At 59.9% G+C, this 19,825-nt stretch carries 19 protein-coding genes; 9 read left to right on the top strand and 10 right to left on the bottom strand.

From position 1 onward, the window contains the following. Positions 1-15: 15 nt before the first annotated feature. Positions 16-786: a CDP-alcohol phosphatidyltransferase family protein gene (locus tag Q0931_RS06245; RefSeq protein WP_299258369.1), complete on the bottom strand. Its 771-nt coding sequence runs from the start codon at positions 784-786 to the stop codon at positions 16-18. 288 nt (positions 787-1,074) lie between these two features. On the opposite strand from Q0931_RS06245, the gene Q0931_RS06240 reads away from it, so the two are divergent. The 5 genes from Q0931_RS06240 (at position 1,075) to Q0931_RS06220 (ending at position 5,497) form a co-directional block, all read left to right on the top strand. Continuing rightward, positions 1,075-2,055: a zinc-binding alcohol dehydrogenase gene (locus Q0931_RS06240; RefSeq protein WP_299258367.1), complete on the top strand. Its 981-nt coding sequence runs from the start codon at positions 1,075-1,077 to the stop codon at positions 2,053-2,055. Positions 2,056-2,082: 27 nt separating this feature from the next. Next, positions 2,083-2,481 (top strand): 6-carboxytetrahydropterin synthase, encoded by a 399-nt coding sequence (locus Q0931_RS06235; protein WP_299258365.1) that lies wholly within the window; start codon positions 2,083-2,085, stop codon positions 2,479-2,481. Beyond that, positions 2,478-3,569: a glycosyltransferase family 4 protein gene (locus Q0931_RS06230; protein ID WP_299258363.1), complete on the top strand. Its 1,092-nt coding sequence runs from the start codon at positions 2,478-2,480 to the stop codon at positions 3,567-3,569. Before Q0931_RS06235 ends, Q0931_RS06230 begins: the two co-directional genes overlap by 4 nt. 15 nt (positions 3,570-3,584) lie before the next feature. Then, a complete protein-coding gene (locus Q0931_RS06225) occupies positions 3,585-4,496 on the top strand; it encodes a methyltransferase domain-containing protein (RefSeq protein ID WP_299258361.1) in 912 nt (303 codons plus the stop codon). Between the two features lie 77 nt (positions 4,497-4,573). After that, positions 4,574-5,497: a lysylphosphatidylglycerol synthase transmembrane domain-containing protein gene (locus Q0931_RS06220; RefSeq protein WP_299258359.1), complete on the top strand. Its 924-nt coding sequence runs from the start codon at positions 4,574-4,576 to the stop codon at positions 5,495-5,497. A 2-nt stretch (positions 5,498-5,499) separates the two neighbouring features. Here Q0931_RS06220 and Q0931_RS06215 read toward each other — a convergent pair whose 3' ends face one another. Next, entirely contained in the window at positions 5,500-5,724 is a 225-nt protein-coding gene (locus Q0931_RS06215) for a hypothetical protein (protein ID WP_299258356.1), read from the bottom strand. 78 nt (positions 5,725-5,802) lie between these two features. Then, complete coding sequence (locus Q0931_RS06210; protein WP_299258354.1) at positions 5,803-6,579, bottom strand: RibD family protein; 777 nt, start codon at positions 6,577-6,579, stop codon at positions 5,803-5,805. 491 nt (positions 6,580-7,070) lie between these two features. Between Q0931_RS06210 and Q0931_RS06205 the strand changes: the two genes are divergently transcribed. Then, positions 7,071-7,214, top strand: a complete 144-nt coding sequence (locus Q0931_RS06205; RefSeq protein ID WP_299258352.1) for a hypothetical protein — start codon at positions 7,071-7,073, stop codon at positions 7,212-7,214. A 17-nt stretch (positions 7,215-7,231) separates the two neighbouring features. Here the strand turns inward: Q0931_RS06205 and recD are convergent, their stop codons facing one another. Beyond that, a complete protein-coding gene (recD, locus tag Q0931_RS06200; RefSeq protein ID WP_299258350.1) occupies positions 7,232-9,328 on the bottom strand; it encodes an exodeoxyribonuclease V subunit alpha in 2,097 nt (698 codons plus the stop codon). Further along, a complete protein-coding gene (gene recB / locus Q0931_RS06195; RefSeq protein ID WP_299258348.1) occupies positions 9,325-13,167 on the bottom strand; it encodes an exodeoxyribonuclease V subunit beta in 3,843 nt (1,280 codons plus the stop codon). The genes recD and recB overlap by 4 nt, the downstream gene beginning before the upstream one ends. Between recB and Q0931_RS06190 the strand changes: the two genes are divergently transcribed. Both Q0931_RS06190 and Q0931_RS06185 read left to right on the top strand, forming a co-directional pair. Beyond that, a complete protein-coding gene (locus Q0931_RS06190; protein WP_299258346.1) occupies positions 13,166-13,300 on the top strand; it encodes a hypothetical protein in 135 nt (44 codons plus the stop codon). The two genes, recB and Q0931_RS06190, sit on opposite strands and share 2 nt — an antisense overlap. 47 nt (positions 13,301-13,347) lie before the next feature. After that, on the top strand, positions 13,348-14,403 hold the full coding sequence (locus Q0931_RS06185) for a C45 family peptidase (protein WP_299258344.1): 1,056 nt from the start codon (positions 13,348-13,350) through the stop codon (positions 14,401-14,403). 134 nt (positions 14,404-14,537) lie between these two features. On the opposite strand, the gene Q0931_RS06180 is transcribed toward Q0931_RS06185, so the two are convergent. Beyond that, a complete protein-coding gene (locus tag Q0931_RS06180) occupies positions 14,538-15,230 on the bottom strand; it encodes a hypothetical protein (protein WP_299258342.1) in 693 nt (230 codons plus the stop codon). Positions 15,231-15,496: 266 nt separating this feature from the next. Between Q0931_RS06180 and Q0931_RS06175 the strand changes: the two genes are divergently transcribed. Continuing rightward, on the top strand, positions 15,497-15,655 hold the full coding sequence (locus tag Q0931_RS06175) for a hypothetical protein (protein ID WP_299258340.1): 159 nt from the start codon (positions 15,497-15,499) through the stop codon (positions 15,653-15,655). A 132-nt stretch (positions 15,656-15,787) separates the two neighbouring features. Here the strand turns inward: Q0931_RS06175 and Q0931_RS06170 are convergent, their stop codons facing one another. The 4 genes from Q0931_RS06170 to Q0931_RS06155 all read right to left on the bottom strand — a co-directional run bounded on the left by Q0931_RS06170 (position 15,788) and on the right by Q0931_RS06155 (position 19,823). After that, positions 15,788-16,486: an alpha/beta hydrolase gene (locus Q0931_RS06170; RefSeq protein ID WP_299258338.1), complete on the bottom strand. Its 699-nt coding sequence runs from the start codon at positions 16,484-16,486 to the stop codon at positions 15,788-15,790. A 119-nt stretch (positions 16,487-16,605) separates the two neighbouring features. Beyond that, positions 16,606-17,043: a group 1 truncated hemoglobin gene (locus tag Q0931_RS06165; protein WP_299258336.1), complete on the bottom strand. Its 438-nt coding sequence runs from the start codon at positions 17,041-17,043 to the stop codon at positions 16,606-16,608. Positions 17,044-17,061: 18 nt separating this feature from the next. Beyond that, positions 17,062-17,913 (bottom strand): DUF3034 family protein, encoded by an 852-nt coding sequence (locus Q0931_RS06160; protein WP_299258334.1) that lies wholly within the window; start codon positions 17,911-17,913, stop codon positions 17,062-17,064. Then, complete coding sequence (locus Q0931_RS06155; RefSeq protein WP_299258332.1) at positions 17,910-19,823, bottom strand: bifunctional diguanylate cyclase/phosphodiesterase; 1,914 nt, start codon at positions 19,821-19,823, stop codon at positions 17,910-17,912. Before Q0931_RS06155 ends, Q0931_RS06160 begins: the two co-directional genes overlap by 4 nt. Between the last annotated feature and the right edge of the window lie 2 nt (positions 19,824-19,825).

Below are 19,825 nucleotides of genomic sequence, written 5' to 3'. Positions count from 1 at the left end.
TGGCTAACCAGATCGTTATCGGCGGCCCCTGTCAAAAGTACAGCCTTGTCGAGAAGCAGCCCACCTGTAAAGGTAAACGATGTCCATGGCAAAGGAGATCACCAGAAGCAGCAGCGCCAGTGCCAGTGCCAGGTTCGACCATGGCGTGGTCACCCAGGGCAGCAGGCACGTCATCAGGGTACTGACCTGCCAGACACAGATCGTCTTGCGTCGATAGCTGACCGGCAGCTCGCTCTTGAGCCAGGGCCACACCCGGGCGGCAGCCACGAACAGATAGCGCATGGCACCGATGGCCATGATCCACAGGCCCGCCTTGCCCTGAATGACCAGCATCAGGCACAGCATCAGGATAAAAAAGGCATCGAGTTCCATATCCAGACGTGCACCGAAACGGCTTTCGGTGCGTGTGTGTCGTGCCACCCAGCCGTCCACGCCGTCAAGCGCCAGTGCGGTCAGGGCCACGGAAAACACCATCATGTGGTGTTCATTGATGAACGCCGGCAACGGCAGCATGGCCGTTAACAGCACAATCAACACCGCCCGCATCAGCGTGATGCGATTGGCCCAGCCCAGACGTTGCTGACCTGTGGGCCAGCTATACATCATGATCCCGATCAGTATCAGATATACGCCACCAGCGCCGGGATACAGTAACGCCGGGGCCATGTACAAGGTATGCAACAGGGCCACCAGCAGCATCAGGCCGATGCCTCCGACCAGAAGCTCCCTGAGCACGCTGGATGCTGGCAACGCAGGCGGGTGCATGACGATCCGTTGTTCACTCATGTCAGAACCCTCACTGTCAGCCGGCATCCCTGATGAATCGCTTCCAATACGACCTCAAAAAAGCATTAAAACTTCATCAGAATGTCATCATACGGCAGGAAAACCGCACACCGGTATGATAAACCATGTTATCAGAATAGCGTCTGATGACCGGTTGTAACGCAGACCGCTCGACAAAAACGGACAGGCTTAAGGTTTGCATGACACGGCGAATCCATGGACAGGGTCTATACTATCCGGCGCGCTTTTGGCGACACGGTGTCTTTTTCACAACGCACAAGGTCATGAATGAGCTCGGAAAACACAGCCCGCGCCTTCTGGGTCGAAGCACCCGGTCAGGGCGCCATTCGAACACAGCCGCTGGCGACGCCCGGACCTGATGACGTCAGGGTTCGAACCTGTTACAGCGCCATTAGCCGGGGTACCGAAACACTGGTCTTTCATGGCAGAGTGCCCGAAAGCGAACATGCACGCATGCGCGCCCCTTTCCAGCAAGGGGAATTTCCGGCCCCGGTTCAATATGGTTATTCCAGTGTGGGCATGGTTGAAGAAGGCCCGAGCAACCTCAAGGGCCACTACGTATTTTGCCTGCATCCCCATCAGGATCACTACGTCGTCCCGGCCTCCATGGCCATGCCCCTGCCTGACGCCCTGCCGCCCGAGCGCGCCGTGCTGGCCGCCAATATGGAGACGGCGCTTAATGGTCTGTGGGACGCCGCGCCCCGCATTGGCGATCGCATCGCCGTCATCGGGGCCGGCGTTGTTGGCTCGCTCATGGCCTGGCTGTGCTGCAATATTCCGGGCACCCGGGTCGAGCTGATCGATATCGACGACTCGCGCGAGACGCTGGCCCGGGCACTGGATATCGATTTTTCGACACCTGAACGGGCGCAGGGGGAATGCGATCTCGTCATTCATGCCAGCGGCAGCCAAAATGGGCTGCAGCAGGCGTTGTCTCTGGCCGGTCAGGAAGCGACCATTATTGAAATGAGCTGGTTTGGTGCGCAGGCGGTCAGCCTGCCGCTGGGTGAGGCCTTTCACTCCCGACGGCTGACGCTGCGCGCAAGCCAGGTTGGCACCGTTTCCCCTGCACGTTCAGCGCGGCGCACCCATGGTGAGCGCATGATGCAGGCGCTGTCATTGCTTGAAGATGACCGGCTCGACGTCCTTATCGATGCAGAAAGCGCCTTTGAAGACCTGCCCGACACCATGGCCCGAATTACCACTCGGCCCGGCGCCCTGTGTCACCGCATTCGCTACCGTTTTTGAAGTCGTTACCCTTTCCGGAGTATTGCCATGTACAGCCTTACCGTTCGCGATCACGTCATGATCGCCCACAGCTTTAACGGCCAGATCTTTGGCCCGGCCCAGAAACTTCATGGCGCCACCTACATCGTGGATGTCACCTTCAAGCGTCCGGATCTGGATCAGGATGACCTGATCGTCGATATCGGCCTGGCCAGCCAGACGCTGTCGGATGTCCTGAGCGATATCAACATGCAAAATCTTGATGAGATCGAGGAGTTCAAGGGGCGCAATACCACCACCGAATTCATGGCCCGCGTCATTTTTGACCGCATGGCTGCCTCGATTGAAGCCGATCAGCTCGGCGAGACCGGCAAGGGGCTGACGGCGCTCAGCGTGACCCTGCACGAATCCCATATCGCCTGGGCCAGCTACGAAGGGACACTATGACCGTTGAGAGCTCCCTTCGCCGCCTGACCCTGATCGTGGCCGGTCGACCGGATCAGCTGACCGGCGGCTATATCTACGACAGGCGTATCGTTGAGGCACTGCGCAAGCTCGGCATTGCCGTCGAGGTCATCGGGCTGGACGGGCGTTTTCCCTGGCCGGATGATATCGCCCGCGAGTCGCTGCAGCGTGCCCTGGGCAGCTGTACCGATCGCAGTCTGGTCGTGGTCGACGGTCTGGCCGCCAGCGCCATGCCCGAAGTACTGGAAGTGCATGCGCATCGCCTGACGCTGGTGGCCCTTGTTCATCATCCGCTGGGCGATGAAACCGGTCTTGAAGACCACCAGCGAGAAACACTTTTGAAGCTTGAATGCCGGGCGTTGCAGTCCCCCGCCGGCATCATCGTCACCAGCGCCTTCACCCGGCGGCGTCTGATCGAGCTGGGCATCGAGGCGTCACGCATCAGCGTGATCGAACCCGGCATTACGCCGGTGCCGGTGGCTGCTGCAGACAACGACACGCCACAACTGCTCTGTATTGCCACCCTGATCCCGCGCAAGGGACAGCATCTGCTGCTCGAGGCACTGGCGGATCTCAAGGCACACGACTGGCACTGTCACCTGATCGGTGATGATTCGCGCGACGAGTGCTATACCGCAAGGCTTCGCGATTTGATGGTCGAGCATCAGCTCGAACAGCGCGTGACCCTCCATGGTGCGCTGCCTCCCGAGGCACTTGAAACGTACTGGCAGCAAAGCGATCTGTTTGTTCTTCCCTCCTTCTACGAAGGCTATGGCATGGTGATTACCGAGGCGCTGGCCCATGGTCTGCCGGTACTGACGACTACTGGCGGTGCCCTGGCCGACACCCTGCCGGCCAGTGCCGGCCTTCATGTTCCACCCGGTGATGCACCGGCCCTGCGTGATGCGCTGCGCGCGATGCTGTTTGAAGATGGCACCACGCGAAGCGCGCAATATCAGACGCTGCACCAGGGAGCACTCGAGGCACGCCAGACCCTCAATGACTGGCCAGGGGCCGCCGAGCACTTTCTGGCCTGCCTGAAGCGCCTGCATGCCACCCCTACCTTTTGATCGGAGTCACCGTCGATGACCCACCCATCGCCTCCCAACGGTATGGCCGCGCACAGTGATTTCAGCTCATCGTGGCTGGCCCTGCGCGAGACAGCCGATCATAGGGCCCGCGACGTTCAGCCGCTAAGTACAGCATGTCGTCACTGGCTGACATCGCGTGCGCATCAGGGCCCCTTGACGCTTCTGGATCTGGGCTGTGGCAGCGGCAACAATCTGCGCTATCTCGCGCCCCGTTTGCCACCGCATCAGCACTGGAGTCTGATCGATCAGGATGCCAGCCTGCTGGCCCATGTCGGCGGCGATGGCAGCCCCCGTCATGATCATATTGATGAGCTGACATGCCTGCAGCGTGATCTCTCCCGTCTGGATCAGGCCCTGACCGGGGACATGCTGGCAGGGGCAGACATCGTGACGGCCTCTGCCCTGCTCGACCTGGTCTCCGAGCCGTGGCTTGCAACACTGATTAAACAGTGCGCTTCGCATCAGTGCGCTGTCTGGCTGGCCATGAGCATCAACGGGGACAACGCGCTGATTGACCATGACGATGGCAATACCGCACTGCTCGAGATGGATCGACACGTACAGCAGCTGATCAAGGCCCACCAACAGCGCGACAAGGGGTTCAACGGCGCGCTGGGTACGCACGCACCAGGGGTGGCAAGGACGCTGCTGGAAAACGCCGGCTATCAGGCCACAACGGCAGATGCCCCCTGGCAGTTGGACTGTCGTCATCCCGAAGAGGCACTGCTGGCGCAGGCACTGGTTCAGGGCTGGCTTGACGCCGCGCTGGAGCAGGCCCCCGACCAGCGAAAGGCCTTGATGCAGTGGCATGAAAGCCGCCAGCAGCATATTGCCCATGGACGTCTCAAGGTCAGGGTGGGACACACCGATCTTCTCGCCATTCCCGACTCGCCCGGGATGACATGAAGGCCCAAAAGCCTTCTCAACCGTCGGCCAACAGACGCGGCTATCGGCAGGTGTTGACGTCTTCGCTGGTGCGATGGATGCTCACCCTGGTCATTCTGGCCAGTGTGGTATGGCTGGTAGATATTAGCGCGCTGCTGACGCGAATGGAGGATCTTTCTCCGGGATGGCTGACTCTGGCCCTGCTGATTTCGATTCCCCAGATCATGCTGTCTGCCTGGCGATGGCAACTGACCGCCCGTCACATGGGGATGTCACTCTCCCTGCCCACCGCCATCAGCGAATATTATCTATCGACCTTTCTCAATCAGATCCTGCCAGGTGGCGTAACAGGGGATCTGGGCCGCGCCTGGCGACACGGTATCCGGGACGTGTCCTATGGCGCCGCTCTGCGGGCAGTCATTATTGAACGCGCCTCAGGGCAGGCGGCACTATTACTGGTGGCCGTTATCACATTGCTTGTCTTTACGCCGCTGCGTCATGGCCTGATCGAGCGATTCAGTCAGGCCAATCTAATGCTGGATGCGCACACCAACGTGCCTTATGCCCTGCTCTACATCACACTACCGACTTTATTGCTGATGGGCGTGTGGGTCTATCGGCACCCGCCGAAATGGCTGGGTACCCTGCGGCGGGATTTACGGCGCGGGCTTTGGAATCGACGTCTGTGGCTGCGTCAGTTGCTCGGTTCGCTGGCCATTGTCCTGAGCTACATGCTGGTCTTTGTCTGCTGTGCCAGAGCGCTGGGAGAGCCATTACCAACGACAACTCTGCTGGCACTGACACCGCCGGTGCTGATGGCCATGGCCATTCCATTATCGGTGGCCGGCTGGGGAATCAGGGAAAGTGCCGCGGCGCTAATCTGGATACTGGCGGGGTTTTCTGCTCAGCAGGGGGTGGCCATTTCAATGACCTATGGTGCCGTCATACTGATATCCAGTCTGCCGGGCGCCGTGGTTCTTCTGGCAGGACGACACACAATACAAAGGCAGCCCCCCAAATAGGCTCAGGGCAACATGTTGACGATGCCGCTGTTGTCGTCTTCGCTGCTCTGCTCGCCGGTGCCGGCAGTGGCTTCATCACCGGGAAGCTCTCCGGGAATGACGCCGTTGGCGGCATCCTTTTGAAGGTTCCACTGTCGTTCCTGCTGTGCCTGATCAAGCGTCAGCCAGATGCCTGACGCCACCAGCAACACACAGAACAGCACCGATACCAACCCTTTCACACTCATTTTCAGGCTCCATTCAATGGCGGGGGGACTTTAGCATTTTCCCAGAGAACTAGTCATTGAAGGCCAGAAAAAGAAAGGTTAATTAATGCCTGTTTCTGCAACAGTTGTAAAATCCAGATCAAAAAGCACATCATCACCCAGCGTGTAGTGGCGCGCGGACGGTCGCATCGCCTGACTCAGGCACTCAATCACCGGCAGTGTCAGCGTGGGCCTGCCAGAACCGATAATCATCGGGGTGACCATGCTGTGCAGACGGTCCAGACACCCCCTTTGTAAAAACCGGGAAATGGTCATGCCACCGCCTTCCACCAGCACGCGGGCCAGCCCTTGACGGCCCAGAAGATCGATCACCGCGCGGGGGTCGACGCCATCCTCTGCCACTTCAAGTCCGCAGACGCTGACATCATGCCCATGGCGCTCGTGACAGTCCTGCCAGCGCGCCACATGCGCATGCCCCACCAGATGCAGTGTGGGGGCGCTGTCATCTTCAAAAACAAAGCGATGCTCAGGGACTCGACCCCTCGGGTCCAGCACGACCCGAACAGGATGATCACCGGTGACATGTCGCACGGTCAGTCGTGGATCGTCCATGGCCACGGTACCGGCGCCGGCCACCACCGCATCAACCACCGCCCGCAGAGCATGCAGATGGACAAGCCCTTCCTGCCCCGTGACGTAATAGGACGCCCCGCATTCCGTGGCAATACGACCGTCAAGGCTTTGCCCCAGCTGTGCCATGACCAGAGGCGTGGCGTGGGCAACCAACGGCAGCATGATATCCAGCAGCTGTGAGGCGGCATCCTCAACCTCAACGCCTTCACTGCAGTGCCACTCTCCGCCGACCGTTATTGACATCGGACCGTCCTGATACGATAAGCCACGCTGCCAGTCAAACCGACGAGCACGCAATACATGTTCCCAGGCCTGCGCTCTGGAAAGTGTCGCTGCTGCCATAAATCCCCTGTCATCCCGGTACGTTGCTGATCAAAATTCTGGCAATAGTGACCCTGCAGTCAGCCTTGCCTCTCGAAAGCGGTGTCATGCATTTATGGCACGCCTTTATAAGCACAGCATTGTACAAGTTTTTCAGACACACTGCCGAGTTCTGAAAAGCCGCATGAAATGATGGACCTGCGGCCTGAACCCCTTTACAAGCGGGCTTTAAAAAAAGTGTGCAGAAATCCGGCGCTTTGTGATTGTGAAAATTCATGACCATTGACTGGCGAGCCACAGAGTCTTGTACCGATAATGTACAAGATTTTAAACCATCGCATGGTCGCTCAAACCGCCACATGGCGGCGTACCGCCATCAGCACATGCCGATCATCCAGAGAGGAGATGTTGTCATGTCAGCAAGTGATTATCTGCGTGTTCACAATACCCGGCTGGCCGACATGAACGCCCTGCCCCGAGATCTGCTTTGTCGCTATCTGACGACCTGTCCGGCCGTGGTGCGCGACCGGCTTCTGGTTCGCCTTTGTCATCACTGACAGCGTCGACAGTCTCGTTACCCTGTGGACGCTGGCACACCAAGGCGCTTGCCCACGCCGGAGGCTCGCCATGTCTGCCGCAGGGCGGCACTTTCAATGGCACCGGCAAAGGCCGTCATGATCAGACAGTGTGATTTCGCTCGCGTAATACCGGTATACACCAGTTCCCGGGTCATGATCGGATTGGGTCGATCAGGCAATACCAGCAGGATTCGATCAAATTCGGACCCTTGAGACTTGTGAACGGTCATGGCAAAGGCCGTTTCGACACCACCCAGTCTCCCGGGCAATACCGCACGAACGCCCTGCCCCGAAGGATGCGGAAAGAAGACGCGCAGTCGCCCCGACGCCCGGTCATGCTGGATGTCTTCTTCGGGTACAAACATCGCAATGCCAATGTCGCCATTATACAGCCCAAGCTGTGGATCGTTGCGGGTGACCATCACCGGGCGTCCGGCGTACCAGCCGCGCGTACCGCCCACCAGCTTCTCTCGAAACAGCGCCTCAACGATGGCGTCATTGAGCCCTTCAACGCCCCATGGCCCACGGCGCAGGGCACAAAGCACCTGAAAGCGCGAGAAAAGACCCAACACTTCTTCCGGCCCTGCGCCATTGCCGATGGCCCTGAGGGCTTCGCGATAGCCACTGACGGCTCGCCTTAGCAGTGTGCCGCCATGTTCCTTGACCGGCTGGAAATCGATGTCCTTGAAGCCGGCCTGCCAGCAGTGCCGAATCTCTTCCAGACTGCCGCGATTAACGGCGCGGGCAAGGGCACCAATGCCGGAATGCTCATGAAAGCGGTAGCTCTTTTTGAGCACGACCACGTGATCGGCCAGTACGGAGGGGGCCGCGCCTGACAGCGGCAAGGGCTGCCCGGCCGCCCGTTCCATCAGCCTGCGTACCGTGTCGCTGCATTGCCCCTGCTCAGCGCCTTCACAAAGATCCCCCAATACGGCGCCGGCTTCCACCGAGGCCAGCTGATCACGATCCCCCAGCAGGATCAGCCGCGCATGGGAAGGCAGCGCCGCCAACAGTGAGGCCATCAGCTCCAGATCCACCATGGACGCCTCATCGACGACCAGCACATCCAGCGCCAGCGGATGATCGCCATGGTGGCGAAAATGTCGGCTGTCCCGCTGAACCCCCAGCAGGCGATGAAGCGTGGTGGCCTCACGCGGCAGGGAGGCGCGAACCGTCTCGGAAACCGCCAGCGCCGCCACGGCACTCCCCAGTGACTGTGACAGTCGAGCGGCCGCCTTGCCGGTCGGCGCGGCCAGATGCACGATCAGCGCACGCCCCTGTTCGTTCAGAGCGCTTTCCTGCAGCAATGCCAGAAGCCGTGTCACGGTGGTGGTCTTGCCGGTACCGGGCCCACCGGAAATGACGGTCAGACGGTTGCGCAGGGCCATGGCGCAGGCCACTTTCTGCCAGTCAGGCGCAGAGGCTGCCTCCGGATTACCAAAGAGGGTGTCCAGACGCGCCATCATCTCGTCGCTGACGCTGCCGGTGCGTGCCATCAAGCGTTGAAGGCGCGCCACAACGCTGCATTCATGCTGCCAGAAGCGGCGCAGGTAAAGCCTTTGATCCTCCAGCACCAGCGGCCGGGAATGCTCATCCCCTTCTCCCTGGCCCAACACACCGGACGTACGAAGGCGCGAGCGCCAGAGGTCGACGTGGTGAACGCCCATGCTCGAGAGCAGTGTGCCGGGCGTGACAATCTCTGCCGCCTCATTGGATACCTGCATGTCATGGGGCGGCAGGGAAAGCACCGCATCAGGCTCACGCAGGGCATGCTCGAGATCCAGGAAGATATGCCCGCGACCCAGCTGGTGGCTGACCAGGGCCGCGCTTAACATTACCAGCGGATCGCCCTGCGGATCGCGGTCGCTCACAAAGCGGGCCAGATGGGCATCCAGTGCGCGCAGCCAACCTGTTTCGACCCAGCGTTCCAGCTGATCTGCGATAAAGTGCGCATCACCCCCCCTTTCCAGGGATATCTGCGGAGCCTCAAATGAAGAGGGTTCTTCCAGCGGACCGTCGGCTTCCGGCGTCTGTGAGGGGTCATCAAAAAGGGAGAACTGCCCACTATCGAGGCTTTTGTCCCGGCGCGTCATGATATCTCTCCTGCAGCACCAGCCGCCCGGGTGTCAAAAGACGCGCTATCCCGTACCTGCTCGCCCTGTGCCAGCAGGTCATCGAGCTGCTCGATCAGCTCGCGGGCCGGCTTGCGATATAACACGCCTCGGCCGCCTTCCGCCGTCATGCCGCGCAAAAAGAGATAGAGCACGCCGCCAAGGTGTTGATCGTAATCATAGTCCGGCAGTCGACTTCGCAGGTGGCGGTGGAGAGCCAGGGTATAGATAACGTACTGCACGTCATAACGATGCGAGACCACCGAAGCCATCATGGCGGCCTGATCATAGGCCTCAAGGGTGTCGCCCAGATGATTGGACTTCCAGTCGATCACGTAAAAGCGCCCATCGTGCTCGATCACCAGATCGATGTAGCCCTTGAGCATCCCGGCAAGCGTTCTGGGTGCCAGCTCTGCGCGCATTCCCGGCAGCGACTCGTACTGGCAAATCAGGGTATCCAGCCGCCGACTGCCGATGCCGCGGGCCGGCAGCCAGAATTCGAGCTCGGTGCGCCAGCCCGCCAGCCTCTCCAGAGACAGCCCCGGCAGGGCCGGATGCAGCGGCGCTGTCAGTACCGCGCAGCACCAGTCATGCAGCACTTCCACCCAGTGTGGGTCCAGGTTGGCGCGCTGCACGCGCTGGCGAATCAGGCGATAAAGCTCTTCACGATAGCCTGACCCCGGCACTGCCAGTTCGCTCAGGCGATCAGGGTCGATATTTTCCAGCAGCGCATGCAAAAAGGTGCCCGCGCGCGGGCCGCGTGGAAAATCGAGCAGACGTCGTACCGGCGGCAGCGGGATGGGACTGGTTTCCGTCAGCACTTCCAGATCAAGCCCCGCCCCCTGGGCATCCAGCATCGTCTCACGTGCCTGAGTGGTCATGTCGCCGGGCTGGCGCGCGCCTTCGACCAGCGCCGTATAGGAAGCCACCCACCAGTCGCGATCGATTCGTCCTTCAAACCGGCGCGCACGGCCCACCTTCGATGGATCATGCGGCGCCAGCATCTGCTGCCCGGTCATGGTTGGCGGCGCACTCAAAGCGATACTGCCCGGCGTTACCAGAGACTCAAGCACTTCGCGCAATGCCGTGGCATCCAGTGACGCAACCCCACCGTGCTGGCACAGTAGTACCCCGAGCGCCGCACCGGCCAGAGTCGTGGCACCGCTTGGCGTATCCTTGCGTGGGGTGCCCTTGTAAATGGGCCCTATCCCCAACCGGCACAGATAACGGGCGCGGGTCAACGCCACGTACAACAGGCGCAGATCCTCCTGAAGGCGTACCCGGTCGGCACGCGCCCGTTGCTCATCATTGACCTGCATGATCAGCGATGCGCCGTGAACCTCATCGCTCAACATCAGCGTCCTGCTCTTGCTATCCACCTCGCGGTGGTCGGCAATAAAGGGCAGATACACCAGCGGATATTCAAGCCCCTTGGACTTGTGAATGGTGATGACCCGCACCAGGGTATCGTCGCTTTCCAGGCGCAGAATCAGTGACTGCGGGTCCATACCGCTGTCATGGCGCCCGGCTAGCGACTGATGCCACCAGCGCAGCAGTGCCTGCTCGCCATCAAGCCGGGCACTGGCCGTCTGCGCCAGCTCGCCCAGATGCAACACATCGGTCAGCGCCCGCTCGCCGTCGGACTGCGCCAGAAGCCTTGCCGGCACGTCAAAATCGCGCATGATCGCGCGCAGCATTGGCAGCACGCCCTGACGCTGCCAGAGGCGATGGTAACCGTCAAAGCGCTCTACCATGGCTTCCCAGGCCAGCTCATCGGCTTCCAGACGCGCCACTTCCGCAAGTGAATCACTCATTAGCCGGGTGGCCAGTGCCGCTCGCAGGGAGCGGTCATTGCGTGGGTGGGCACAGGCTTCCAACAGCTGGAGCAGGTGAAAGGCCTCGCGCGACTCGAACACCGAGGTCTTCTGGCTCAGATAGACCGAGCGGACGCCGCCTTCCAGCAGCTTCTGGCGCACCCGGATGGCCTCACTACCGGTACGCACCAGAATGGCGATATCGGCTGGCTTGAGTGCCCTGAACGCCCCTTCAGCACTGCGAAAACCGGTCTCTCCACGATGCGCACCGGCCAGCAGCCGGGTGATATCGGCGCAGGTGGCCCTCGCCATGGTCTCGAGATAATCATCACGCCTGACCGACTCGTTACCGCCCATATGCCAACAGGTCAGCGCCTCGACCGGCTCCCCGGCCTCGACGAACACCTCATCACGTCCCTGAGCCGTGACCGCTTCATAGGGAATCTCTTCCAGCTGAAAAGGGGCCTGGATGGCGAACAGCTGATTGACGGCGCTGACCATCGCCTGAGTCGAGCGAAAATTGCGATCCAGCGTGTAGCGCTGATCCACATGACGCCGCGCCTGCAGATAGGTCTCGATATCGGCGCCCCGAAATCCATAAATGGCCTGGCGCGGGTCGCCGATCATTAAAAGCGCGATAGGCACGTCAGAGGTATCCAGCGCCGCCGTACCTGTTTCAAGCGCCTCATTATCTCCCGGGGCCAGCCCCGTCATCTGCTGCGGCGAAGTATAGATGGTAGAGAAAATGCGGTACTGAACCGGGTCGGTATCCTGAAACTCATCAATCATCGCCACCGGTAGATTGCGGCGAATGCGCTCGGCCAGTCTTGGGCCGGCCGGCCCCGACAGCGCGTCATCCAGACTGTTGAGTAGATCGTCAAAATCCCACATGCCACGCCGACGCTTTTCCTGGCTTAACGCCTGCGCCAGCGCATCGCGTGCGTGAGCCAGTACCTGCGCGCGCACGGTGCTCTGCTGATCGCGCTGACCCTCCATCAGCGTCTCGAACTGCGACAGCGCTTCAAAAAAAACGTGTTCAGGCGGTGCATGATTTTTTTTGACGCCGTCTTCCAGACGCGCACGCGAACACCACAGTCGTCCTTTTGAGTCCCGAAGCGTCTCGTCGGGCGTGTCGTGCTCGCCCGTCATCCACTGCTCCAAGGCGCCAAGACGGGCTTCCAGCTCTGCCGGCCGGAACATGTTGGCCTTGAGAGAACCACCCTCGATGGCCTCTCGCAGCAGCGACGTAATATTGCCGCTTTCGGTTTGCCACAGTTCACGCAGTCGGGCCAGTTGGGCATCGCTCTGCGCCAGGCTCCGATCCAGCCGGCCCAGCGCGTCATCCAGCGTCGCTGGCGCATCAATCGGTGTTTCTCCCAGCATGAGGGCTCGAGGGCGCCCACCGTGCAGCAGCAGACTGATCTCCTGTTGCAGCTTATCGGGGGTTTCCCACCACTGGGCCAGCAATCGCTGGCGCGTCGTGGACTGTCGATAGAACTGACGGCGCCAGTAGTCCTCTACCAGTGACTTGAACAAGGCACTGCTGTCAGGCACCAGCTCGCTGGCAAAGAGCGCCCCGCTGTCAAAGGCATGACGCTTGAGCATGCGCTGGCAAAACCCATGAATGGTAAAGATGGCCGCGTCATCCATCACTCGCGCGGCAGCATCAAGTCGCGATGCCGCCCGTTCGCGGTGATCCACCTCGATATCGTCGAGCAACCGATCCAGCACGGCATCGCTGTCGGCCCGACCCAGCAATACCTCGCGGGCCTGGCGCAATCGCGCGCGAATACGATCGCGCAGCTCCTCGGTGGCGGCCTCGGTGAAGGTCACCACCAGAATCTCCGGCGGCATCAGAGGGCGCGGATAGGCAGCGTCACCGCCGTGGCCGAGCACCAGACGCACATAGAGGGCGGCCAGGGTAAAGGTCTTGCCGGTGCCAGCGCCGGCTTCGATCAGGCGGCGCCCGTTCAGCGGCAGCGTCGGGATATCAAGGGATGTGGTCATGAGCGCATTACACCATCGCCGCGCCCTGTGTGCCATGGGTCACTTTCAGCGTCCCACGGATCCCACCATCCCTTCCCTGCCATACGGTGTCGCGCATCAACCCTTGCCTGATACTCGACGGATCGACTTCTGAGGCTCATGCTGGAAGTGAAACAGGTCGGATAACAACAGGAGCGCGACGTGGTCAAACATATCGATGTTCGAGGCACCCATTTCGAAATCGGTGAGGCACATGGGCGACAGGCGGCGTCAGAAATTGCCATCAGTCTTGCCACCTATCGTCAGATGTTTCAGGACATGGCCGGGCTTGACTGGGATACGGCGCGCTATGAAGCCGAACGCTTCAAGGCAGCCATCGAGCATGTCTGCCCCGAATTGCTGGAGGAAATGGCAGGGATCGCCCAGGGCGCCGACATCGACCCACTGGATGTGCTGGTGCTCAATGCGCGCAGCGAAATCGCCCTCACCCATGCCGGCGGCCCCATTCAGCCTGACGGCTGCTCGGCGCTCTCCCAGCGTGATACCGGGACCGGTGCCCAGTGGCTGGCCCAGAACTGGGACTGGAAGGCCTCGCAGCGCGACGCCCTGATCTGCCTGACCCTGCGAGCGCCGGACAAGCCGGCCATTACGATGGTCACCGAGGCCGGCATCATCGGCAAGATCGGCTTCAATGAGCACGGCGTAGGCGTGTGCCTCAATGCGCTGCGCTCGCAGATCTGCAAACCAAAACTGCCCGTGCACGTCATGCTGCGCCGAGTACTGGAAAGCGATGGTGTTGAACATGCGCTCGACATGATCGATGAGGTCGGCGTGGCCTCACCGGCGCACTTTCTGATTGCCGATGGCAGCGGGCAGGCCGCCGGTGTGGAAGTGTCACCGATGGGCGATAGCGCCATGACCCCGCGCCACGGCAGGCTCTGTCATACCAATCATCTGATCGCCAAACATTTGCCGCCAGGGCTGGAGGACTTTCCGCGTGAGGACTCGTTCACCCGACTCGAACGCCTGCGCGCGCTGGTGGCAGACAGTGAACCATCGTTTGAATCACTGCGGGCGCACTTAAGCGATGAACAGGGCGCGCCGGATGCCATCAACCGCCGTGAAAACCCGGATACCCCTGCAGGCGAGCGTATGGAAACGCTTTTTACGATTGTCATGAACCTGTCGGAAAAACGCGCCGAGCTGAGTCTGGGCAAGCCTGCCGATCATCCCGAGGTCATGGCGCTGACGCTTTAAAAGCTTTTGACATCCTGTTGGTTGCGTCGAACCGGGCGCAGCCTTTCGTCAATATGTCACTTGTTCATAACAACATAAAATGTAACGACTGATTCTGACCCGTTAGTGCAAAAAACCACAGTCATACAGATTCATCATACCGCGTTGTCGGGATTTCCCAATGACGCCTTCCATTGTTCAATATTTTGGCGCTCACGACGGGAAAGAAGCTGCTTTGTCATGGGTCTTTCAGGGGACAGAAAATAACCGCCCTGTTGATCCCGGGTAATTCTGAACGAGCGACAGGCGCCGACCGGATGACGCTGACGACCGTAAATATTGACGGTCAGCACTTCGATCTGAGTAAAGGGTTCCCCATCACATGGCTGAAGCGTGTCATCAAGTGCCAGTTCGTTAAGGTCCGCAACCCGCTGAATCAAAAGGCCAAACCTGCCGGCATCCAGACACTCCCCCTGATTGATGGGTCCCTGACGCGTGACATAGCGCAGGTTTTCCTGCTCGATAACGTCCTTGTCGGCACCACTCAGATTGCTCCCCAGGTCAGTAACCTCGCCATAGTATAGATGCTCGCCGCGTCGCAGCCGGACAATCACGCTTTCGATAAAGGCAGTGCCGGTACTCATGTTGCTGAGCAGACAGTGGGCATTAAAATCATGCCCCTTGAAGCGATTGATAATGAGCTCGGGCTTTTTTGCCTGACGAAAATTATGAAGAATCAACTGCAAATAGACTGCCCAGATCAGGGCCATCGACACAGTACCTACACCGCTGAAGACCGCCGCATTGGCTACCAGCCATTCCCATGACGTTCCCACCCATTGAAACATTGTAATGGCCCTCCTCGATGTTAAAGGTAACTATTCAGGCTTCTGATATGGGTATCGCATCAATACAGCAAAAGAAAAACAACATTTAACATCAAGCTTTCATGAACATGATAATTGGATATGCCATTAAAAAGAGGCTGCACTCATGAAACCCGTCCTGATCTTCAATCTTCAGCCGCTTTTCAGATGCAGACATTGAATATTTTCGGCAATGACTGCATATACTTGTAAAGGGAGACATCCCGATAACCACGGAGGGACCCGTCATGAAAAGAGCGATAGGGGCATTGATTGCCAACTGGTTTCGCAAGCCGGAAAACCGTCGCAAGGCCAAACAAACCGCTCAACAGGTATGGAACCGCTTTCAGCAAAACAAGGGCACGGCGACCAAAAATGGCCGTACACCACCGCGTCAGCAGCGCTGATCTCGTAGTACTGGCATTTAAACACTGAACCGTCAGCCCATCCCTTTTCCTCGCGTGGTGAACCATCAAGTCATCACGCGATCGTGTTTCTGCAGGGTGCCTCGCCGCTCAACCGGGCCTTTCCCACGCGCATTACGGTAGCCAGGAAGCAGCCTTCATGAAGGCAACGATGGCCTGTGCCGTTTGCTCCGCCTGATCGATCACAAAACCATGTCCTGCGTCAGGGATCATCTGTATTTGTCCGGCAGGTGACAGATGCTCTGCCACGACCTGCCTCGACGGTACCGGAATCAGCATGTCGTGTTCGCCAAAAAGATGCAGTTGCGGCATGGTCAGTCGTGACAGTGTCTGACGCAAATCCATGGCACCCAGCAATGCCAGTTCCATGGCCGACTGCCTCGTGCCGGCACGAGGCAGTGTCTTTAACAGGCGTTTGCCCAGATGCCAGGCGTCGTGTCGGCCCTGATCGAGCCACGCGGGCCAGGCGTCCGACCGCGGCAGGCGCCAACCCACCTGCTCCAGTGGCATCGCTCGCGCCGCTGCCCCCATCGTGATCAACCCCGGAGTACGCGTGCCGCGCCGCTCGGCCAGCGCCGTCGCCAGCATGCCGCCCATCGACCACCCTCCCAGCCAGACGTTATCGGGCAGCTGTGCATCCAGTGCTTCGAGCCACTCATCAAGACGATGGCTTTTTATTCGAGGATAGCTTGCGCAGTGCACAGCTATACCGTCATCGCAGCGTTCAATGGCCTGGGCCAGTGGCATTAGCGGGCGAGGCCCCAATACCCAGCCGGGCAGCAGTACCAGTGTGGTTTTTTCTGTCGCGCTCATGGCCGATTCTTTTCAAAAAATGAAGCCGTATTGTTGAGCGCGAAACGCCGGCTGTCACTGTAAAACCTGGTTCTCTGAAACTCGGGGCCATGAAATCACAAGCCATGAAAAAGGGGGCCCTACTGATCGCGCATGACGTCGCTGTATTTTGGCGCCAGTCGCCCCAGCAGCGCATTGCGCGCGCCGATGTCGATATTCTGCGCCATCATGGCGTTTTGCAGATTGTCGACCAGCGCATTGAAGCTGGCATCGGTCAGTCCCATATGCTGATGCGCTCGCGCCATGGAAGGCCCCTGGTAGGTGCAGGGTCCATCGCTGATATCACAGAGATACTGCTCAAGCGAACCCGCCAGGTAATCGATGTTGGTATGGGCGAAATAGCCCACGATACGAGGATCATCAGCCACGTTGATCAAAAAATCCGTGACGATGTCATGCACGCCCGCCTCGCCGCCCAGGCGCTGATAGAGCGATGGCGACGCGCCCGGCTGGCCGGCGCAGCCTGCAATCCCGCCGATCAGTATCGCAATGGCAGCAATCCTGTAAAATCTACGCATGTTGCCCCCGGAAACGGATTACAGCGACAGCTGAAGGGAGAGATAACCGCCACGCTGTTGCTCAAGGCCTGCAATACTGCCCAGATCCAGCAAGGCCCCGGTCAGCGACACGTGCCTGTTGAACAGCCACGCGACATAGAGATCGCGCCAGTCATCCTCGCCGGCAAAGTCCAGGTTATCCGGTTTCTGGCGATACTCGACGCCCACGATCCAGTCCGGATTCAGAAAAATCCCGACCGAGGTTTCGATCATCAGCTTGCGGTGATCATGCCGGTCGCCGCCAAACCCCAAAAGGCCGCCCTGATTGGCCCTGGTTGAACGCAGCGTGGTATTGACCAGCAGATTGCGCCCGGCCAGGGCATCGAAAAAAAGCTTGCTGCCGGCCAGATAGACATCGTTGCCCTGTGTATCGCGCGCACCCACGGCACGGGCCAGCGTCTGGCCCTCAACCAGCTGCTTGTGCTGGATACCCAGACTCCAGACGCCCCAGGGTCGATAGAGCACATCGCCAAACAAGCGCAGCTTGGCCCCGTAAATGTCCTGAGCCTGATGCCCGCCAATGGTATCCAGCGCCAGGCGCTGATGGGCAAGGGAAAGCTCGACGCGATCATAAAGGTTGGCGGCCACGCCGCTGACCATCAGATGGTAGTCGTCCACATCGGCGCGCGTGGCCCCCAGCGTTACTCCCACTTCGCTGTCACTGGCGGTACCTGCCAGCACGCCCCAGGGAGAAAGACCACCACCGCTGGCCCCTTCGATCTGCATGACACCGCCGGTGCCCGGCAGGCGGCTACCGGCCCGGGCCTGGTCTTCAACCAGTAACCCGCAGCCCCCTGTCAGCAGCAGTATCGCTATTTGATAGAACTTCATCCCCGCGCGCTCCGGGTCGTGCTATCACCTTCGCGATACTGTGTGATCCAGTCGTTCACCTGATCGGATGGCAGCGGCCGTGAAATGAGATAGCCCTGCAACACATCGCATCCCAGGGTCATCAGCAGTATTCGCGAGGCCTCGGTTTCGACACCCTCTGCCACCACGCTCAGCCCCAGGCTGTGAGCCAGCTCAATGGTGGAGCGCACAATAATGCGATCTTCCGAATCGTGATCGAGCTTCAGGATGAAGGACTTGTCGATCTTGAGCTCCTGCACCGGGAGGCGTTTGAGCTGGGAAAGCGATGAATAGCCGGTGCCATAATCATCTACCGCAATATGCAGACCGGCATTGCGCAGTGCGATCAGATTGCCCTGGGCCAGGGCGGGATCCTGAATCAGCGCGCTCTCCGTCACCTCGAGTCGCAGCCGTTCAGGGCCAAGCTGATAATCCTGCAGCAGCAAATGAATGCGCTCGGGCAAGGTGGTATCCATGACATCATGGGCCGACAGGTTGACTGCCACACACAGCGATACCCCCTGCTGTGCCCACAAATCAATCTGGCGGCAAACCGTGCGCAGCATCCACTGGGTCAGCTGCGTCATCCGACCCGACTGCTCGGCCAGCGCAATAAATTCATCCGGCGGCACAAACCCGAAGCTCGGATGACGCCAGCGCATCAGGGCTTCAAATCCCATGATCTCGCCGCTGGCCGCCACGATCTTGGGCTGATACACCATGATGAGCTGATCCTGCTCGACGGCCGTACCCAGATCACGGGCCAGCGCCAGTCGACGCTGGTGCTGCTCGTCCTGCCCCATTTCATAGCGCACGTGGCGGATATGCCCATGGCGGGCACGGTCCATGGCGATTTCAGCGCAGCGCAGCAAGAGACCCGCGCTCTCGCCGTGCTCCGGGTAGCTGACCTCACCGACGATAAGCGTCAATGCGATCGGCGAGTGCTCATGCTCAACGGGGCGGGACAGGTGCTCGTGCAGTGTGATAATGCCCTGCGGTGCGATGCCCTCTCCCGGCAACATCAGCAAAAACTCGTCGCCGCTCAGCCGATAGGTCCGCTGGCACGGCAGCGAAAGCTTCTCGAGGCGTTGCGCCAGCATGCGCAGCACTTCATCGCCCACGGTGTAGCCAAAGGTGTCGTTGATCTGGCGAAAACCCACAATGGAAAGTCGCAGCAGTGTAAAAGGCATGCCCTGTTCGAGGGTATCGGCAATATCCTGCTGGGCGCTGTCGCGATTGGAAAGTCCGGTCAGCCGGTCATGACGGGCCTGATACAACAGGCTCTGTTCACGCTGATCGATATCGGCCTGCATCCCCATCAGGGTATCGGCCAGCAGACCAATTTCGCGATGGCGCCCATGAGCCAGCGCCGACAAACGCTCACCGCGACCAATGCGACGTGCCGAGGTCACCAGCCGCAGCAGAGGACGGGTCATGCTGCGAGCAATCACTGCCGCCACAATGGCGGTCAGCATCAGCATGACGGCGAAGATACACAGCAGCTGCCAGCTCAGAGCATGGTAAACGGCCAGCAGATCACCGCGGTCATGCTGAATGATGACCCAAGTGCGGCCGGAATCGTCACCTTGTAATTGCATGGCCCGGGCCAGCGTATCCGTCATTTCCTCCATGTCGCTGTGATCGATAAAACGCCCTTGCATCAGCGCATCTCGAAAAGCGTTGAGAACCGACACGGACGCAGGCTGGAGGGCGCCGACCACAAAGGTCGGCCGCGTGTCGTTACGCCCGGGCTCATCCACCAGGAAACTGACCGATAGGCGCGTCAGCGCGCCAAGCTCGCGCGCCAGCTGGTCATTCAGCATGAAGCCCATGCCTACCCACCCAATCAGCCCCGGCGCACGCACCGGCATCAGGACCATCTGATAGGGCACGC

The sequence above is a fragment of the uncultured Kushneria sp. genome (genome assembly GCF_947497025.1).
In the GTDB taxonomy this organism is placed as follows: domain Bacteria; phylum Pseudomonadota; class Gammaproteobacteria; order Pseudomonadales; family Halomonadaceae; genus Kushneria.
This window is presented reverse-complemented; position numbering and strand designations above follow the sequence as displayed.

Bases quoted from the DNA above. Each gene is read 5' to 3' on its own strand.
- Q0931_RS06245 (WP_299258369.1), bottom strand. From the start codon at position 786: ATGAGTGAACAACGGATCGTCATGCACCCGCCTGCGTTGCCAGCATCC.
- Q0931_RS06240 (WP_299258367.1), top strand. From the start codon at position 1,075: ATGAGCTCGGAAAACACAGCCCGCGCCTTCTGGGTCGAAGCACCCGGT.
- Q0931_RS06235 (WP_299258365.1), top strand. From the start codon at position 2,083: ATGTACAGCCTTACCGTTCGCGATCACGTCATGATCGCCCACAGCTTT.
- Q0931_RS06230 (WP_299258363.1), top strand. From the start codon at position 2,478: ATGACCGTTGAGAGCTCCCTTCGCCGCCTGACCCTGATCGTGGCCGGT.
- Q0931_RS06225 (WP_299258361.1), top strand. From the start codon at position 3,585: ATGACCCACCCATCGCCTCCCAACGGTATGGCCGCGCACAGTGATTTC.
- Q0931_RS06220 (WP_299258359.1), top strand. From the start codon at position 4,574: ATGCTCACCCTGGTCATTCTGGCCAGTGTGGTATGGCTGGTAGATATT.
- Q0931_RS06215 (WP_299258356.1), bottom strand. From the start codon at position 5,724: ATGAGTGTGAAAGGGTTGGTATCGGTGCTGTTCTGTGTGTTGCTGGTG.
- Q0931_RS06210 (WP_299258354.1), bottom strand. From the start codon at position 6,579: ATGTCAATAACGGTCGGCGGAGAGTGGCACTGCAGTGAAGGCGTTGAG.
- Q0931_RS06205 (WP_299258352.1), top strand. From the start codon at position 7,071: ATGTCAGCAAGTGATTATCTGCGTGTTCACAATACCCGGCTGGCCGAC.
- recD (WP_299258350.1), bottom strand. From the start codon at position 9,328: ATGACGCGCCGGGACAAAAGCCTCGATAGTGGGCAGTTCTCCCTTTTT.
- Q0931_RS06190 (WP_299258346.1), top strand. From the start codon at position 13,166: ATGAGCGCATTACACCATCGCCGCGCCCTGTGTGCCATGGGTCACTTT.
- recB (WP_299258348.1), bottom strand. From the start codon at position 13,167: ATGACCACATCCCTTGATATCCCGACGCTGCCGCTGAACGGGCGCCGC.
- Q0931_RS06180 (WP_299258342.1), bottom strand. From the start codon at position 15,230: ATGTTTCAATGGGTGGGAACGTCATGGGAATGGCTGGTAGCCAATGCG.
- Q0931_RS06175 (WP_299258340.1), top strand. From the start codon at position 15,497: ATGAAAAGAGCGATAGGGGCATTGATTGCCAACTGGTTTCGCAAGCCG.
- Q0931_RS06170 (WP_299258338.1), bottom strand. From the start codon at position 16,486: ATGAGCGCGACAGAAAAAACCACACTGGTACTGCTGCCCGGCTGGGTA.
- Q0931_RS06165 (WP_299258336.1), bottom strand. From the start codon at position 17,043: ATGCGTAGATTTTACAGGATTGCTGCCATTGCGATACTGATCGGCGGG.
- Q0931_RS06160 (WP_299258334.1), bottom strand. From the start codon at position 17,913: ATGAAGTTCTATCAAATAGCGATACTGCTGCTGACAGGGGGCTGCGGG.